The sequence below is a fragment of the Sandaracinaceae bacterium genome (genome assembly GCA_016706685.1).
GTDB lineage: Bacteria > Myxococcota_A > Polyangia > Polyangiales > Houyiibacteriaceae > JADJJE01.
The window spans coordinates 336,629-353,252 of sequence record JADJJE010000011.1 but is presented as its reverse complement, the minus strand read 5'-3'; the positions used below and the strand labels follow the sequence as shown (position 1 = coordinate 353,252).

Genomic DNA, 16,624 nt, shown 5'->3' with positions numbered 1-16,624 from the left:
CCGACCTACTGCTGCGCGCCCGGAGGCGCCACGTTGGCCACCGGCGTGCCGGGGGCGGGCAGGTCGTCGTCCGGGCCCAGCAGCTTGCCGTTGCGGTACTCGAGCGGGCGCACCCGGTTGAGCCCGAAGATGGCGTCGGGGTCGTGCAGCACGAGGGCCTCGCGCAGCACCTCGTCCATGTGCTCCACCAGGACCACGCGCATGGCGTTCAGCACGCGGCGCGGGATCTCGCCCAGGTCCTTGCGGTTCTCGGCGGGCACCAAGATGGTGTCGATGCCCGCGCGGTGAGCCGCGAGCATCTTCTCTTTGAGCCCGCCGATGGGCATGACGCGCCCACGCAGCGTGATCTCGCCCGTCATGGCCACGTTGCGGCGCACGGGGATCTTGAGCAGCGCGCTGGCCAAGCTGGTGGCCATGGTGATGCCGGCGCTGGGCCCGTCCTTCTGCACGAACTCCGGGAAGTGCACGTGGAAGTCGAGGTTGGTGTGGAAGTCTTCTTCCAAGCCCAGCAGCTTCTGCCGCGAGCGGATGTAGCTCATGGCCGCCTGCGCGGACTCCTGCATGCCCTTCTCGAGCAGGCCGGTGATGACCAGCTTGCCCTTGCCCGGCACCACGGCCGCCTCGCACTCGAGCACGCTGCCGCCGTAGCTGCTGACCGAGAGCCCGTTGGTCAGACCGATGAGGTCCTTGTCCGACGTCTTGTCGCCCGCGAACTTGGGCACGCCCAGGTAGCGCGGCACCTGACGGGCCACCACGCGGTAGCGCGCCTCAGTGTGGGCTTCGTCGGCCTCGGGGGCATCACCTGCCGGCTTGTCGCTGAGCTGCGCGTCGTCGGTGCCCACCGCCGCGTCGGCCGCGCTGGTGGCGTTGACGTTCAGCACCACGGCCACGCCGTCTTGTACGCTGCTCGGCTCGCCCGTCTCAGCGGCGTCGTCCGCAGCGCGCTCTTCCACCTGGCGGTCCTTCAAGACCTGGCGCGCGATCTTGCGGCAGATGCTGCCCAGCTCACGCTCCAGGTTGCGCACGCCGCTCTCGCGCGTGTAGTGGTGGATGACCGTGCGGATGGCGTTCTCGGTGATCTCCACGTCCACGTCGCCCAGGCCCGCGGCCTCGAGCTGACGCGGCACCAGGTAGCGCACCGCGATGTTCAGCTTCTCGAACTCCGTGTAGCCGCTGAGCTCCAGGATCTCCATGCGGTCACGCAGCGGCAGGGGGATGCCGCTCAGCGAGTTGGCCGTGGTGATGAACATCACGTCCGAGAGGTCGTAGTCGAGGTCCAGGAAGTGGTCGTTGAACGTGCTGTTCTGCTCGGGGTCCAGCACCTCGAGCAGGGCCGACGCCGGGTCGCCGCGGAAGTCGCTCGACATCTTGTCGATCTCGTCCAGCAGGAACACCGGGTTGTTGGCGCCCACCTTGCGGAGCGACTGGATCAGGCGGCCGGGCAGGGCGCCGATGTACGTGCGGCGGTGGCCGCGGATCTCGGCTTCGTCGCGCACGCCGCCGAGCGACAGGCGCGTGAACTCACGCCCCGTGGCCCGCGCGATGGAGCGGGCGAGCGAGGTCTTGCCCACGCCGGGCGGACCCACCAGGCACAGCACGGGCCCCTTGAGCTTCTTCACCAGCGCCTGCACGGCGAGGTACTCGAGGATGCGCTCCTTGGGCTTCTGCAGACCGTAGTGGTCCTCGTCCAGGATGCGCTCGGCGTGCGCGATGTCGTAGTTCTCTTCGGAGCGCTCGAACCAGGGCAGCGCCAGGATCCAGTCGATGTAGTTGCGCACCACCGTGGCCTCGGCGCTCATGGGCTGCATCATCTTGAGCTTCTTGAGCTCCTTCTTGACGCGGCCGAGAGCCTCCTTGGTGAGCTTCTTGGTCTTCAGGCGCTCCTCGATCTCTTGGATCTCGGACTTGAACTCGTCCTTCTCGCCGAGCTCCTTCTGAATCGCCTGCATCTGCTCGTTGAGGTAGTACTCCTTCTGGGACTTCTCCATCTGCTTCTTGACGCGGGTCCGGATCTTCTTCTCCACCTGGAGGATCTCGATCTCCGCGTTCATCAGCTCGTAGAGGCGCTCGAGGCGCTTGAGCGGGTCGCTGGTCTCCAGCATCTCCTGGCGGTCCGCCAGCTTGATGCTCTGCAGGTGACCCACGATGGTGTCGGCCAGCTGCGACGCGTCTTCGATGGTCTGCACGGTGACCACCGTCTCCGGCGTGATGCGCTTGTTGAGCTTCACGTACTGCTCGAAGGTGCGGTGCACGGAGCGCACCAGCGCCTCGACGGCCACCGGGTCCACGGCCGGCTCTTCGACGACGTCTACCTCGCACAGCAGGAACTCTTCGTTGGGCACGAAGCGTGCGATCTGGGCGCGGCGCTTGCCCTCCACCAGCACCTTCACGGTGCCGTCCGGCAGGCGCAGCAGCTGGATGATGACGCCCACGGTGCCCACCGCGTAGATGTCCTCGGGCAGCGGGTCGTTGGTCTTGGCCTTGCGCTGGGCGGCGAGCAGGATTTCCTTCTCGTGGCCCATGGCCTCTTCCAGCGCGTTGATGGACTTCTCACGCCCCACGAAGAGCGTGACCACCATGTGCGGGAAGACGATGATGTCTCGCAGGGGGAGCAGCGGGACCACCCGCGGGTTGGACCGCCCCTCGTTGCGCTTCTCGTCGTCGTTGTTTTTGTGGAAGAACATCAGGGCCTACCCGCGGGAACGAGGGAGCAACGAGGCACCTTCACGCGGGCTTGGCCTCTTTGCTGTACACAATCAGGGGCTTCTCGCCCTTCAGCACGACGTCCTCGTTCACGACCACTTCCTTGATGTTCGGCTGCGAGGGGATCTCGTACATGATGTCGAGCATGGCGTGCTCGGTGATGGCCCGCAGGCCACGCGCGCCGGCCTTGCGGTCGAGCGCGCTCTTGGCGATGGCGCGCAGGGCACCGTCGGTGAACTTGACCTTCACGCCGTCCATCTCGAACAGGCGCTGGTACTGCTTGACCAGGGCGTTGCGCGGCCGCGTGAGGATGTCGATGAGCGCTTCCTCGTTGAGCTCGTGCAGGGTGGCGATGACCGGCAAGCGACCGATGAACTCCGGGATGAGGCCGGCCTTGAGCAAGTCTTCCGGCTGCACCTGAGCCAGCAGCTCGCCAATCTTCTTGTCCTTCTGCGACGGGATGTCGGCGCCGAAGCCCAGCGTCTTCTCGCCGATGCGGCGCTCGATGACCTGGTCGAGGCCCACGAACGCACCACCGCAGATGAAGAGGATGTTGCTGGTGTCGATCTGCAGGAAGTCCTGCTGCGGGTGCTTGCGGCCACCCTTGGGCGGCACGTTGGCCACCGTGCCCTCGATGATCTTGAGGAGCGCCTGCTGCACACCCTCGCCCGACACGTCACGCGTGATGGACGGGTTGTCGCCCTTGCGCGCCACCTTGTCGATCTCGTCGATGTACACGATGCCCCGCTGCGCGCGCTCCACGTCGTGGTCGGCGTTCTGCAGCAGCTGAACGATGATGTTCTCCACATCTTCGCCCACGTAGCCCGCTTCGGTGAGCGTGGTGGCGTCGGCGATGGCGAACGGCACGTTCAGGATGCGCGCCAGCGTCTGCGCCAAGAGCGTCTTACCGCTGCCCGTGGGGCCCAGCAGCAGGATGTTGCTCTTCTGCAGCTCGACGTCGTCGCCGGTGACCTTCGAGTCGATGCGCTTGTAGTGGTTGTGCACCGCTACGGAGAGGATCTTCTTCGCGCGGTCCTGCCCGATGACGTACTCGTCGAGCACCGCCTTGATCTCCGCGGGCTTCGGCAGCGGCGCGCCGGACTGCAGCGAGTCCTCGCGGTCTACCTCCTCGGCGATGATGTCGTTGCACAGCCCGATGCACTCGTCGCAGATGTAGACGGTGGGTCCAGCGATGAGCTTCTTGACCTCCTTCTGCGACTTTCCGCAGAAGGAGCATTGGAGATTTCCGTGTCCGTCGTCGTGCCTGGGCACCCAGTCCTCACTTGTCGTTAGCGCTATTCGCTGTCCGAGGGGTTAAGGGAGTGGTTCCCATTGATAGTCGAGTCTAGTGCTGCGTGCCGACGATGTCGAGAGCGCAGCCAGGGGGCCCCGGGTGGCCTAGATGGTCTTGCGCGGGGCGATGACGTGGTCGATCAGCCCGTAGGTCTTGGCCTCTTCGGCCGAGAGGTAGCGGTCGCGCTCAGTGTCCTCGCGGATGACCTCGAAGGTCTTGCCCGTGTGATGCGCAAGGATCTCGGTCATTTGGGCCTTGAGGGCCAGGATCTGGCGCGCGTGGATCTCGATGTCCGTGGCCTGGCCGCGGAACCCGCCGAGCGGCTGGTGGATCATGATGCGGCTGTTGGGGAGGGCCCGGCGCAGGCCCGGCTCACCGGCCGCCAGGAGCCAGGCGCCCATGGAGGCTGCCTGCCCGAGGCACACGGTGGCCACGGGGCAGCGGACGTACTGCATGGTGTCGTAGATGGCCATGCCGGCCGTGATGCTGCCGCCTGGGCTGTTCACGTAGAGCGTGATCTCCTTGTCGGGATCCTCGCTCTCGAGGAACAACATCTGCGCGATGATCAGGTTCGCGACGACGTCGTTGACCTCGGTGCCCAGGAACACGATGCGGTCCTTGAGAAGCCGGCTCCAGATGTCCCACTGGCGCTCGCCGCGGTGCGTGTTCTCGTAGACCCAGACGGCTTGCTCACGGATCCGCTCGCTCATGCAGGCTCACTCTCTGCGCTGGCCGCGCTCTTCTCGGGCTCCGGGCGCTTGCCCTTCTTGACGGTCGCCTTCGCTTCCAACAGCGAGAGCAGCTTGTCATTCAAGATTTCGTTCTCGAGCTGGTCCAGCTTCTCGCCCTGGTACTCGGCGCGGACCTTGGCCACGTGCTTGCCGGTCTTCTCGGCCAGCTCGGCGAACTTCGCGTCCACGTCGGCCTTCTCGACCTTCACGTTCTCCAACCGCGAGATGGCGCTCAGCAGCAGGCCACCGCGAACGCGCTTGGCGGCGCGCTCCTTCAAGTCGTCGAAGAAGTTCTCGGGCAGGCCGTTCTGACCCATGCCGCCTGCGTACTGCAGGAACTGCGCGAACTCGTAGACCATGGCCTGCTCTTGCTGCTTGACCATGGACGGCGGAACCTCGATGGCGTTACGAGCGACGAGCGCCTCCACCAGCTGGTCGCGCACGTCGTTGCGGGCGCGCTTGTTGCGCGTCTCTTCCAGCTGCTTGCGCAGGCCGGCGCGGAGCTCGGTCATGGTCTGGAAGTCGTGCTCCTTGGCCCACTCGTCGGTGAGCTCGGGCAGGTGCGGCTCCTCCACGCGCAGCACCTTCACCGAGAAGATGGCGGTCTTGCCCTTGAGCTTCTCGTTGGTGTGCTCCTCGGGGTACGCGATGGAGAGCGTGACGTCATCACCCGGCTGCTTGCCCACCAGGCCGTCCTGGAACTCCTTGAGCAGGCCCTCGGCGCCGAGCACGATCTCGTTGTCGTCGTTCGAGAACGCGGCCTCGACCTCGCCGTCCACCGTGACCGAGTACGACACGCCCAGGCGGTCGTCGTTCTTGGCCGGGCGCATGGGCTCGGGGGCGCTGTACTCGATGGCCCACTTGCGGCGGCGCTCCACCTCTTCGTCCACCTCGGCGTCGGTCACGGCGGTCTCTTCCTTGTAGACCTCCAGCTTGTCGAACGCGACGGCGTTGATGGTGGGGCGCACCTCCAGCTTGGCCGCGAAGGCGAAGGGCTCACCCGTGGTGATCTCCTTCATGTCGCCGTAGTCGGGCTCGCCGCAGAGCTGGAGCTTGTGCTCCTCCACGGCCTTGATGAGCGAGCGGCTCACCAGGTTGGCGGCCACGTCGGCGTGCACGCGGGGCCCGAAGAGCTTGCGCACGAGGGCGGGCGGCACCTTGCCGGGGCGGAAGCCCTTGACCTTGGCCTCCCGGCTGACGAGCTGGAACGTCTTGTCCAGGTCCTCTTTGACCGTGTCCCAGGGGACCTCGACCTTGACCTCGACGAGCACTGGGCTGATCTCGCTGACCTGGGACTTCATCGTTCGAACGGGCTCCTACGGAAAGAAAACGGACGCGACGCATGCAGCAGCGACGTTCAGCGTCGCGCGGTCGGCGGGTCGGGGTTCCTACCCTCCGCCTCGGGACGGGTCAAGCGGGTGGCGCCCCAGATTCGTCGGCTTCGGGGCTGAGCTGCACCAGCTCCATGCCCAGGGTCTTGGCGGTCTCGAAGATGCGCTCGTCCCGGTAGAACTCGCCGAACACCACGCGCACGAGGCCGGCGTTGCAGATGGCCTTGAAGCAGTTCCAGCAGGGGCTGGCGGTCACGTAGATGGTGGCGCCGTCGATGCCCACGCCGTTCTTGGCGGACGCGATGATGGCGTTGTTCTCGGCGTGCAGCGTTCGCACGCAGTGGCCGTCCTCCATCATGTGGCCCACCTCGTCGCAGTGCGGCAGGCCGCGCATGGAGCCGTTGTAGCCGGTGGAGAGGATGGTCTTGTCGCGCACGATGACGGCGCCCACGTGCTTGCGGTCGCACGTGGCGCGCGTGGACACCTCGCGGGCGATGGCCATGAAGTACTGATCCCAAGAACGACGGCTCATGGCCGGGGATCTATCACACTCCCTCGCCGAGGGATCGCTCAGCGGTGGGGAGGGCCGGCCGGCAGGGCCCGCGCGAACTCCGTGAAGCGGGCGGTCAGCTCGGCGCTGGCGAGCGTGGGCACCTGGCGCAGGATCATCACCGCGCGCCCGTGTCGCAGCACCACGCTGCCCTCGGCTTCGGCGCCGGCGCGCTCGGCCGCCTGCTCGGCCTCGCGTGCGTCCGCCTCGGTGTCCCAGGACGTCCACCACACGGCGGCGGAGGGCGCATCGGCGCGCGAGTAGATGGCCAGGCGGTCACCCGACCAGCCCGCGGCGGCCGCGAGGTCCTGGTCGCTACTGGTGCCCTGCGCCAGGTAGATGGACAGCTCCAGCTCGCCCAACGTGTCCTCGATGGTGCGCACGAACCCCAGCGCCTCGAGCGCGCGTCCCGTGGGCAGCGGCACCACGTCGGGCAGCTCGCCCGCCTGGTACTTCTCGGGGTGCAGCACCTGCTCGGTGCTGATGGGCAACAGCGCGTGGGCGCCGTCCACCGAGCGCCAGCCACCCAGGCGGTGACGGTCGCCGCAGAACAGCGCGCCGCGCGTGTAGGGCGCCATCAACGTCACCCGCAAGATGGCCGGGGCGCGGTCCAGCGCGTCCGCTCCGCTGGTGGGGGCGCCGCTCTCGAAGAAGCGCTGCAGCAGCTGCGGGTCGTCGGTGATGTCGCGCAGCTGCGTGCCCTGCGAGCTGAGCACGTAGGCCACCATCGCCAGCGTGGCGTCGCCCTCCACCAGCGCGTGGTAGGCGTTCTCCGCGTCGGAGTCGCGCTCGAGCTCGTTGAGCACACCCAGCCGCAGGTGCTGGTCCTGGAGGGCGTGCACCAGCTCGTGCACCAGCACCACGCGCGCCTCGTCCACCGAGCTGCGCGCGAGCGAGCGCATCACGTCGTCGCGCACCACCAGGCGCTGCCCCTTCGGGTCGTAGTAGCCCACGATCTGCTCGCCCAGCACCTCCAGCAGCAGCGCCTCGAGGTCCACGTCCGTGGGCAGCAGGCCGAGCGACGTGTAGAGGTCACGCGCCTCGCGCAGCTCGACAGGGTCGATGTCCGCTTCCACGAAGGCGCGGATGCGGGCCTCGTCCTGGATCTCGGCGGGCACCTCTTGCAGGAACGGCAGGCTGCGCACGGAGGCCGCGTCGTCCATGAGGCCGCGGATGATGGCGCGCTCCTGGGCCGTGGGCAGGCGGGAGGTGCCCGCCAGCTCGTCGCTGCCGGGCGTCGTCTGCGCTGCCGTCTGTTCCTCGCCGGCCTGCGCAGGTGGGCGGCCCGGCTGGCAGCCCGCGGTCCACAGCGCGAGCGCGATCAGGAGGGTTGCTTCGCGCATCACGCTTCCAGCTCCACGGCCACCGCGGTGGCCATCACCAAGGGCTTCTTGCCCAGCTCACGGTTGAAGAAGCGCTTCAGGGAGCGCCTCGCCTGGTCTTCGAGGGCCTCGATGCCGACGGCGTCGTAGCGCTCGATCTCGTCGTCCACGAAGCGGGCCGCGCGCAGCATCATGGCGTCTCCTGCCTTGTCGCCGTGCGCATACAGGCCTCGCGAGACCACCTTCGGCGGCCCGAGCAGCTCGCCGTCGTCGCCCACCGGCAGGCTGGCCAGCACCAGGCCGAGCGACGCCATCAGCTCGCGGTCGCTCAACACGGCGGGGTCCACGGCGCGCCCGCGCTCGCGGTACACGCGGCCCGAGCGCACGTGGCCGGCCTCGCGGAAGCCCTCGGCGTCCAGCTCGGCGATGCTGCCGTTCTCCACCACCAGCGTCTCTTGCACGCCCGCGGCCTGGGCCAGCTCGGCATGCAGGCGCAGGTGATAGCGCGTGCCGTGCACCGGCAGGAACGCGCGCGGCCGCACCAGGTCCAGCAGCTCGCGCTGCTCCTCGCGGCAGGCGTGCCCCGACACGTGCACGCCCTTGTGGCTGCGCCGGTGGTGCACGATGACGCCCTGGCGCTCGAGGCTGTTGATCAGGTCGAACACGCTCTGCTCGTGGCCCGGGATCACGCGTGAGCTCAGCACCACCTGGTCGCCCGCCTCGAGCGTGAGGTGCCGATGGTCGCCCCGCGCGATGCGGCCCAGCGCGGCGGCGGCCTCGCCCTGCGTGCCGGTGGCCACCACGACGAGCTCGCTGCGTGGCACCGAGCGCGCCATCTCGGCAGAGACGAACAGCGCGTCGGCCGGCGGAATGAAGCCCAGCTCGCGCGAGATGGCGGCGTGGTTGTCCAAGCTGCGCCCCAGCAGGCAGATCTTGCGGCGGTGCTTCTTGGCGGCCCGGATGACCGCGTTCAGGCGGTGCACGTTACTGGCGAAGACCGCCACGCAGACGCGCTGCTTGGCATCCCGCACGATCTCGTCGAGCGCGTTCACCACCTCGCGCTCTTCGCCGGCGCGGCCTTCCACGTCCACGTTGGTGGAGTCGCTCAGCAGCAGCCGCACGCCCGCGTCGCCCGCCCGGCGCAGGCGCTCGGCGTCGAAGGCCAGGTTGTCCACCGGGTCGCGCTCGATCTTGAAGTCCCCGCTGTGCACCACCACGCCGGCCGGGGTGCGCAGAATCAGCCCGGTGGCGTCCGGGATGGAGTGGTTCACCCGCAGGGGCTCCACCTCGAAGGGGCCCACGCCGAACGACTGGCCGGCCCGGGTGGGGCGCAGGTCGGCCTTCTGGCCGTGCTCCTCGAGGCGCCGCGCAATATGACGAAGCGCGTAGGGCGGTCCGTAGACGGGGACCCTGGGGATCAACGGCAGCAGGAAGGGCAGGGCGCCGATGTGGTCCTCGTGGGCGTGCGTGATCAGCACGGCGTCCAGCCGGTCCCGAATGGTCTCGATGTACCCGAAGTCGGGGTGGATGATGTCCACGCCCGGCTCCTTCGAGGGGAACGTGACGCCGCAGTCCAGGACCACCGCGCGCCCCTCGCACTCGATGACCATGCAGTTCATGCCGATCTCACCGAGGCCGCCGAGGGGAATGAAGCGAAGGGTACCGGGTGCCATGATCGCAGCGACTTGCACCAGGTCCCGCGCGCGGTCAACCGATGGGGCCCGGGATTGACCGGCTCGGAGTCAGCATGCTACGTGCGGGCACCCTATGCGACGCCATACCCTGCTGTCCATCGTCACTACTCTCGCGCTCGTCGCCGCCCCGGCCAGCGTGAGCTTGGCGCAACGCACCCCTGCCCCTCGCTTGGCGGACCCCGCTGACGACCTCGAGGACGAGGAGGAGCTGGAAGACGAAGAAGAGTGGGACGAGGAAGAGGAGGAGTGGGAGGAGGAGGAGGAGCCCGCCGTCGACGAGGAAGAACTCGACGAAGAGGAGCTCGACGAGGAGGAGGAGCTGGACCCGGGTCCGCTCGATGAGGAGGAAGAGCCGGCACGGCCCCCGAGGGCGATCCCCTGGACGAGGCGGCCCCGGGCGACGACCAGTCGCTGCTCGATGGCGCCGCTCCCAGCAGCGATCCCACGCGTGCGGCATGGACCTCTCCTCAGAGCGTGCTGAGCCTGCACGGCTACCTGCGCGTGCGCGGCGAGCTGATGGACAACTTCTTCCTGGACCACCGGAACGACTGGCCGTTCTCGCTGTGGGTGCCGGGGGCAGTGAGGCCAGCGTCATCGGTGACTGCCGTGAAGGGACGTCGACCTGCGGCAGAGGTGACCGCATCCGCGGCGCCAACATGCGCGTTCGCCTCCAGCCCACCTTGGCGCTGTCCGACGACGTGCGCGTGCACATGACCATCGACGTGCTCGACAACGTGACCCTCGGCAGCTCGCCCGACCGCGTCGCGGTCGGTTCCGAGGAAGACCTCGAAGACACCATCGACATGGGTTCGGGTGGGGTCAGCTCCACGTCCGCGGGGGATGCCTTCCGCGACAGCATCTATGTCCGCCGTGCATGGGCCGAGGTCACCAACCGCGCGCTCGGTCAGCTTCGCTTCGGCCGCATGGCGCACGAGTGGGGCCTCGGGATGCTCTACAACGCGGGCGACGGGCTCGACGACGACTACTCCTCGGAGATCGACCGCGTCCAGGCCATCACGCGCTACAGCGACCTGTTCTTTGGCGCTTCGTACGACTTTGCGGGCGAGGGCATCGTGATGAGCCCCCTCACGAGCCTGCGCGCCGTGCCGTTCGACTTCACGGGCGCGGACGACATCCGCCAGTTCTCGTTCCTCGCGGCATACCGCCTCAGCGAGGAAGAGCAGGAAGAGCGCCTCGCCAACGGGGACTGGGTGCTGAACGCGGGCATCTACTTCCTCTACCGCACGCAGCGTCTCTCGTCCGAGGCCATCGAACTCAGCACCGTGGACGCCGGCGCGCCTCTGGTGGACTTGGTGCGCCGCAACGCGCGTCAGGCCACCCCGGACGTCTGGGCGCAGTTCATGTGGGGCGACCTGCGGCTCGAGCTCGAGGCTGCGCTCAACATCGGCAGCATTGGCAACATCACGAACAGCACGGACGACGACGATGACTACCGCATCCTCTCGTTCGGCTTCGCCTTCCAGGGTGAGTACCGCCTGCTGGACGACGCCCTCGGCATCTACGTGGACACGGGCCTCGGCACGGGCGACTCGCAGGTGCGCGGCATCTCCGGCCGCGAGAACACGTACCGGCAGGAGGACGGCAACGACCAGCTCACGCACTTCGGCTTCCACCCGAACTACCGCATCGACCTCATCCTGTTCCGCAACATCCTCGGGAACGTGGGCGGCGTGTGGTACCTGCGCCCCGGCCTCTCCTACGACATCGTGCGTACCGCCTTCGGCCAGCGCCTCGGCGCACGCGTGGACGTCATTTACAGCCGCGCCAACCGCAACTCGCAGATCCGCGAGTACGGCGACCGCGGGGCCAACACCCTCGGCCTCGAGCTGAACGCCTCGGTGTACTACCGCAGCGAAGACGGTCCGGGCCTCACCGACGGCTTCTACGCCGCGTTCCACTACGGCATCTTGTTCCCCATGGCGGGCCTCAAGGAGACGGGCCTCGGCGTGGGCAACGCGCAGACCCTGCGCCTGGTGCTGGGCGTCGAGTACTGACGCCTTCCGCGGCGCGGCCTGTGGTACAACGGCGCTGGTCCGAACTTGCCGGACCGTGAGGAAGCCACAGACATGAGCGAAGCGGAAAACGCAGAGGCGCCGGCCATGGGTCGGGATGTGTTCCTGGCCCTGGCTGCCATCGGCTGGGCCGACGGCCACCTGGACCCCAACGAGGCCGACGCCATCGTGAGCGCCGCCGTGGAGGTGGGGCTGGAGCTGGACGAGATCGCCGAGATCGAGGCGGCCTGCAAGGAGCCCGTGGCGCTCGACGTCATCGACCGCTCGAAGATGACCAAGGCGGACCGCCTGTTCGTCTACGCCGTGGCCTCGTGGATGACGCGCCTCGACGGCGACATCTCCGACGAGGAGAAGGTGGCCCTGGCCGAGCTGGGTGAGCGCCTGGCCGTGCCGGAGCGGCCCCGCTGGCACGCCGACCAGATCGTGGAAGAGGTGGCGAAGATGGGCCAGGACGAGCGCCCGGCGCGCTTCGACCTGTCGGCCCTGCGCAAGATCCTGACCGAGCGCCTCGACGCCTCGCATGCGGCTCGTGTGGCAGCCGCTGCTGCCGCTGAAGAGGCGCCTGAAGCGTCCGCCGAGAGCGCCGACTCCGAGGCCGTCACGGCGGACGAGGGCGGCTCGGAGCCGGGCGCCGTCACGGTGGACAACAGCGAGAGCTGACGCAGAGTCCCGCGTGCGCGCTCTCGCCCAGTGGGCTTGCAGCGCTGCACGCAACTCTCGCCCGCTCGCGTCGACAAGCCGCTCGTGAAGAAACCTTCGATCAAGACTGCGTTCGTGTGCCGCGCCTGCGGGCACACGGCGTCACGCTGGATGGGCCGCTGCCTGGGCTGCGGCGAGTGGAACACCCTCGAGGAAGAGCGGGTGGCGCCCACGGCGGCCCGCAGCCCCGTGGGCGGCACCGAGAAGGCGCGCCCGCGCAAGCTCAAGGACATCCAGGCGGACGACGCGCGGCGCATCCCCACGGGCATCTCGGAGTTCGACCGGGCCCTCGGCGGCGGTCCAGTGGCGGGCGGCGTGGTGCTGCTGGGCGGCGAGCCGGGCATCGGCAAGTCCACCCTGGTGATGCAGGCGTTCGCGGCGCTCGCTGCCCAAGGGCACAGCGCGCTCTACATCACCGGCGAGGAGTCCGCCGCCCAGGTGGCCCTGCGCGCCCGGCGCCTGGGCATCCCGGGCGTGGACGAGATCCACATCCTGGCCACCACGGAGCTCGAGGAGTCCGAGGCTGCGCTGCGGCGCGACCGCCCGGTGGTGGCCGTCATCGACTCCATCCAGGTGCTGCGCTCCACGGAGCTGGGCTCGTCGGCGGGCAGCGTCACGCAGCTGCGCGAGGTCACCGCGCGGCTGGTGGAGCTGGCCAAGCAAGAGGGCATCAGCCTCATCCTGATCGGTCACGTCACCAAAGACGGCGCCATCGCAGGGCCCAAGCTGCTGGAGCACTTGGTGGACACCGTGCTCTCGTTCGAGGGCGACCGCAGCCACGCGTTCCGCATCATCCGCGCCACCAAGAACCGCTTCGGCGCCGCCAACGAGGTGGGCGTCTTCGAGATGGTGGAAGAGGGCCTGCGCGAGGTGCCGGACCCGAGCGCGCTGTTCCTGGCAGAGCGCTCGTCCAACGCGTCGGGCTCGGTCATCGTGCCCACCGCCGAGGGCAGCCGGCCCTTGCTGGTGGAGGTGCAAGCGCTGGTGGCCCCCGCCGCCTACGGCGCCCCGCGCCGCGTGGCCTCCGGCGTGGACGCCAACCGCCTGGCCATCCTGCTGGCCGTGCTCGAGCGCCGCGCCGGCCTGCACGTGCTCGACCGCGATGTCTTTGCCAGCATCGCCGGCGGCGTGCGCGTGGACGAGCGCGCCCTCGACTTGGCCTTGGCCGTGGCTACCGTCAGCAGCTTCCGTGACCGGCCCGTGCCGGGGGACTTCGCCATCTTCGGCGAGATTGGCCTGGCCGGGGAGATCCGCGCCGTGCAGCTGGCCGCCCAGCGCGTGGCCGAGGCCCGCAAGCTGGGCTTCCGCCGGGTGATCATGCCGGCGTTGAACGCCGAGCGGCTGCTGCCGGCCGAGCGCGCTGGGGTGGAGATCGTGGCGGTGCGCACGCTCGAGGCGGCCATCGAGGCCGCGCTGGGGTAACCCACGTGGACGTGGACGTGGGCGTCTAACGACTCATCACAAGTTCGGCCATGGTCACCGGAGCCGTCCCAAGGACCCTGGCCGACTCTCGCTGGGCCGGAAGCGGCTTGTGTCAAGGCACTTGGGCGCCCCGGCTTGAAAGCCGGGGCAGCGGGACCTTCGCCTCGCTTCGGGGACAAGTCCTCCCTCCAAGGGAGGACTCAGCCTCGGAAGCTGGTAAAGTGTTGAGCCTCGAGATCATCTGCTGGGCGAGATCCGAGCTGCCTACTCATCGAGTAGTCGTTCCAAGGCGGGTGGGTTTGGCAAGTCACGACCAACCATGAGGCCTTCGAGGCCTCGACGGGCCTCAAACCCTCCACAGCCAGCCACCTCGAGCTCCTCTAGTCCACCCAAGCTGAGTCCTCCCTCGGAGGGAGGACTTGTCCCCGGAGCGAGGCCCAGGACCCGCTGCCCCGGCTTTTCAAGCCGGGGCGCCAAAAGTGCCTTGAAATAAGGCCCAGAACGGAACCTGCAGAATCCACTCGGCCTCGGACTGCCCCGACGAACTTGTGATGAGTCGATAGACGTGGGCGTTGTCGGCGACGGCGACGATGAGAGTCACTTGGGTCGCGGGCTGGGCGCCGTTCAGGACGAGCGGTATCGGGGTCGGTGGCGATTGGGTTCTCCGTCGCCGTCGCCGACAACGATCACGACAACGGAGGACCAGTGTCGCCTACGGCTTCGGCAGCAGCGCCTCGGCCTCTGGCGCCAGCCGCGACCGCCGGCAGCGCTCCGCATAGATGATGCCGCGCAGCTCGGCCTCGGCCACGTTGATGTCCTTGTTGACCACGATGTAGTCGAAGAACGGGTAGTGCTCGATCTCGGTTTGGGCCTTGGCGAAGCGGCGATTGATGGTGTCGGCGTCTTCTGAGCCGCGGCCTTCGAGGCGGGCGCGCAGCTCTTCCATGGAGGGCGGCAGGATGAACACGCCCACGGCTTCGGGGAACTTGGCGCGGATCTGGCGCGCGCCCTGGTAGTCGATGTCGAACAGCAGCACGCCGGCGCCCTCGCCCTTGGCGCGCTCGATCTCGGCCACGGAGGTGCCGTAGTAGTTGCCGTGCACGTAGGCCCACTCGGCGAACAGCCCCTGGCCCGACATCTCGCGGAAGGTGGCCTCGTCCGTGAAGTGGTAGTCCTGCCCGTGCACCTCGTTGGCCCGCGGCTTCCGCGTGGTGTGCGACACCGAGAAGCGGAACGTGATGGTCTTGTCGTTCAAGAGCCGCCGCGTGAGGGTGGTTTTGCCGGCCCCGGAGGGCGAGCTGAGGATGAGCAGGAGGACGTCAGCCACGGCCGTGGTTATCGCACAAGGCTGTGACACGCAACAACGCTGGAGCGCGCACTACAGCGCGTTCTGGACCTGCTCGCGGATGCGCTCGAGCGTGGTCTTGAGCTCCACCACCAGGTGCGTGATGGTCACGTCGGGGGTCTTGGTGCCGAGCGTGTTGGCCTCGCGAAACAGCTCCTGGGTGAGGAAGTCCAGCTTGCGTCCCACGGCGCCACCGGCGGCCAGCGTGGCCTGGAAGTGAGCCACGTGGGCGCGCAGGCGGGCGAGCTCTTCGGCCACGTCGCTGCGGTCCACGAAGATCGCCACCTCCGTGGTGAGGCGCGCCGTGTCCAGGGTGAGCTGGTGCTCCTCGATGGCGCGCGTGAGCCGCTCGCGCAGGCGTTGCTCGTGGCGCGCCACCAGGGCGGGGCGCTCGGCCTCGATGCTGCTGAGCAGCCCGTCCACCTGGGCGAAGAGGGCGCTCAGGTCGCGCTGGAGCTCGGCGCCCTCCACGAGCCGGCTCTGCTCGAGGGCGTCGCACGCCAGCTCGGTGGCCGTCACCAGGGCGTCCCGCACGGCGTCGAGGTCCAGCGCGTCGTCGTCCGCGAACAGCCCTGGCAGCCCGGCCAGGAGCGCGGTGGGCAGCGGCTCCTCGGGGCACACACGGTCGCGCAGGGCGGCCAGCGCGCGCAGCGCCGCCTCGGCGCGGGTCAGGTCGATGCCGGCGTCCGTGCGCGCCTGAGCGTGGCTCACGTAGGCCTCGATGCGGCCGCGCTCGCAGCGCTTCTTGAGCACCTCCTCCACCACGCCCACCAGCCCGCCGAGGGCGTTGGGCATGCGCACGCGCGTGTCCAGGAAGCGGTGATTCACGGCGCGCAGCTCCACCTGCAGCTCACGGCCGGCAGCGAGCGTCTTGCCCGCGCCGTAACCGGTCATGCTGCGTAGGCCGACGCTCAGCTCAGGAGAGCCCCTTCTTGGACTTCATCTGCTCCATGACGCGCTGATACTCGATCTCGAACGACGCGGTGCCCTCGGCCAGGTTCTTGATCTTGGAGCGCACCTCGCGGTCCAGCTCGCTCTCCACGTTGGTGTGCGCGTTCAAGATGGGCACGAGCGCCTTGCGGATGACTGCGTCGTCGGCGAACACCTCTTCCACCTGGCTGCTGTGGAACAGCATGTTGAGCAGCTGGTCCACCAGGTAGGGCAGGGCCTCTTCGGGGACCGGGAAGGACATCTCCTTCGCCACGCGCTGCTTGATCTTGCCCAGCATCGAGTAGCTGAGCCCCTGCAGCTCCATGCGGCGCTTGGCCTCGTCCAGCACCTGGCGGTCGCGGCGCGAGAACTCCTTGAGCACCGCCACCATGTCCAGCACCACCTCTTCCGCGGCGCTGGTCTCGATCATCTCCTCTTTCACGAGGGTCCGGACGATCTCGTCGGCGATGAGGGGAATCTTGCCGCTGTACAGTCGCATGCTCGAGGGGCTCCGTGCGCGAGGCGGCCGAGGGGGGCCTGCCGGGGCGAAAACGCTAGCGCTAGCGAGGG

The 16,624-nt window shown here is 68.5% G+C and carries 14 protein-coding genes; 4 read left to right on the top strand and 10 right to left on the bottom strand.

Features of this window, described 5'->3' with window-relative positions; translation table 11 throughout:
• Positions 1-5 precede the first annotated feature (5 nt).
• From lon to IPI43_14855, 7 genes are all read right to left on the bottom strand, one after another.
• Positions 6-2,684, bottom strand: a complete 2,679-nt coding sequence (gene lon, locus IPI43_14885; protein MBK7775391.1) for an endopeptidase La — start codon at positions 2,682-2,684, stop codon at positions 6-8.
• A gap of 40 nt (positions 2,685-2,724) precedes the next feature.
• Positions 2,725-3,975, bottom strand: coding sequence for an ATP-dependent Clp protease ATP-binding subunit ClpX (gene clpX, locus IPI43_14880; GenBank protein ID MBK7775390.1), 1,251 nt, complete (start codon positions 3,973-3,975; stop codon positions 2,725-2,727).
• Positions 3,976-4,101: 126 nt separating this feature from the next.
• A complete protein-coding gene (gene clpP, locus IPI43_14875; protein MBK7775389.1) occupies positions 4,102-4,707 on the bottom strand; it encodes an ATP-dependent Clp endopeptidase proteolytic subunit ClpP in 606 nt (201 codons plus the stop codon).
• Positions 4,704-6,029, bottom strand: a complete 1,326-nt coding sequence (gene tig, locus IPI43_14870) for a trigger factor (GenBank protein MBK7775388.1) — start codon at positions 6,027-6,029, stop codon at positions 4,704-4,706. The genes clpP and tig overlap by 4 nt, the downstream gene beginning before the upstream one ends.
• A 109-nt stretch (positions 6,030-6,138) precedes the next feature.
• Positions 6,139-6,591 carry a cytidine/deoxycytidylate deaminase family protein gene (locus IPI43_14865; protein ID MBK7775387.1) on the bottom strand — a complete coding sequence of 151 codons (453 nt, stop codon included), beginning with the start codon at positions 6,589-6,591 and terminating at the stop codon, positions 6,139-6,141.
• Positions 6,592-6,629: 38 nt separating this feature from the next.
• Positions 6,630-7,952 carry a hypothetical protein gene (locus IPI43_14860; protein MBK7775386.1) on the bottom strand — a complete coding sequence of 441 codons (1,323 nt, stop codon included), beginning with the start codon at positions 7,950-7,952 and terminating at the stop codon, positions 6,630-6,632.
• A complete protein-coding gene (locus tag IPI43_14855) occupies positions 7,952-9,604 on the bottom strand; it encodes a ribonuclease J (protein MBK7775385.1) in 1,653 nt (550 codons plus the stop codon). Before IPI43_14855 ends, IPI43_14860 begins: the two co-directional genes overlap by 1 nt.
• Positions 9,605-9,794: 190 nt before the next feature.
• Here IPI43_14855 and IPI43_14850 point away from each other — a divergent pair, with 190 nt between their 5' ends.
• The 4 genes from IPI43_14850 to radA all read left to right on the top strand — a co-directional run bounded on the left by IPI43_14850 (position 9,795) and on the right by radA (position 13,779).
• The gene (locus tag IPI43_14850; protein ID MBK7775384.1) at positions 9,795-10,106 is read left to right on the top strand and encodes a hypothetical protein; all 312 of its coding nucleotides are present in this window, start codon (positions 9,795-9,797) and stop codon (positions 10,104-10,106) included.
• A 175-nt stretch (positions 10,107-10,281) separates the two neighbouring features.
• Positions 10,282-11,640: a TIGR04551 family protein gene (locus IPI43_14845; protein ID MBK7775383.1), complete on the top strand. Its 1,359-nt coding sequence runs from the start codon at positions 10,282-10,284 to the stop codon at positions 11,638-11,640.
• 72 nt (positions 11,641-11,712) lie between these two features.
• The gene (locus IPI43_14840; protein ID MBK7775382.1) at positions 11,713-12,318 is read left to right on the top strand and encodes a hypothetical protein; all 606 of its coding nucleotides are present in this window, start codon (positions 11,713-11,715) and stop codon (positions 12,316-12,318) included.
• An 84-nt stretch (positions 12,319-12,402) separates the two neighbouring features.
• On the top strand, positions 12,403-13,779 hold the full coding sequence (radA, locus tag IPI43_14835; protein ID MBK7775381.1) for a DNA repair protein RadA: 1,377 nt from the start codon (positions 12,403-12,405) through the stop codon (positions 13,777-13,779).
• 712 nt (positions 13,780-14,491) lie between these two features.
• Here radA and gmk read toward each other — a convergent pair.
• Genes gmk through IPI43_14820 form a run of 3 tightly spaced genes read right to left on the bottom strand, consistent with a single transcriptional unit; the run spans position 14,492 to position 16,553 of the window.
• Positions 14,492-15,118, bottom strand: a complete 627-nt coding sequence (gmk, locus tag IPI43_14830) for a guanylate kinase (protein ID MBK7775380.1) — start codon at positions 15,116-15,118, stop codon at positions 14,492-14,494.
• A gap of 39 nt (positions 15,119-15,157) precedes the next feature.
• Positions 15,158-16,018, bottom strand: coding sequence for a YicC family protein (locus IPI43_14825; GenBank protein MBK7775379.1), 861 nt, complete (start codon positions 16,016-16,018; stop codon positions 15,158-15,160).
• Positions 16,019-16,040: 22 nt separating this feature from the next.
• A complete protein-coding gene (locus tag IPI43_14820) occupies positions 16,041-16,553 on the bottom strand; it encodes a DUF507 family protein (GenBank protein ID MBK7775378.1) in 513 nt (170 codons plus the stop codon).
• Positions 16,554-16,624: the final 71 nt, after the last annotated feature.

Excerpts from the sequence above, each read along its gene's own strand:
- IPI43_14840 (MBK7775382.1), top strand. The coding sequence starts at position 11,713 with ATGAGCGAAGCGGAAAACGCAGAGGCGCCGGCCATGGGTCGGGATGTG.
- IPI43_14855 (MBK7775385.1), bottom strand. The coding sequence starts at position 9,604 with ATGGCACCCGGTACCCTTCGCTTCATTCCCCTCGGCGGCCTCGGTGAG.
- IPI43_14845 (MBK7775383.1), top strand. The coding sequence starts at position 10,282 with ATGCGCGTTCGCCTCCAGCCCACCTTGGCGCTGTCCGACGACGTGCGC.
- IPI43_14820 (MBK7775378.1), bottom strand. The coding sequence starts at position 16,553 with ATGCGACTGTACAGCGGCAAGATTCCCCTCATCGCCGACGAGATCGTC.
- tig (MBK7775388.1), bottom strand. The coding sequence starts at position 6,029 with ATGAAGTCCCAGGTCAGCGAGATCAGCCCAGTGCTCGTCGAGGTCAAG.
- lon (MBK7775391.1), bottom strand. The coding sequence starts at position 2,684 with ATGTTCTTCCACAAAAACAACGACGACGAGAAGCGCAACGAGGGGCGG.
- clpP (MBK7775389.1), bottom strand. The coding sequence starts at position 4,707 with ATGAGCGAGCGGATCCGTGAGCAAGCCGTCTGGGTCTACGAGAACACG.
- IPI43_14860 (MBK7775386.1), bottom strand. The coding sequence starts at position 7,952 with ATGCGCGAAGCAACCCTCCTGATCGCGCTCGCGCTGTGGACCGCGGGC.
- IPI43_14865 (MBK7775387.1), bottom strand. The coding sequence starts at position 6,591 with ATGAGCCGTCGTTCTTGGGATCAGTACTTCATGGCCATCGCCCGCGAG.
- IPI43_14825 (MBK7775379.1), bottom strand. The coding sequence starts at position 16,018 with ATGACCGGTTACGGCGCGGGCAAGACGCTCGCTGCCGGCCGTGAGCTG.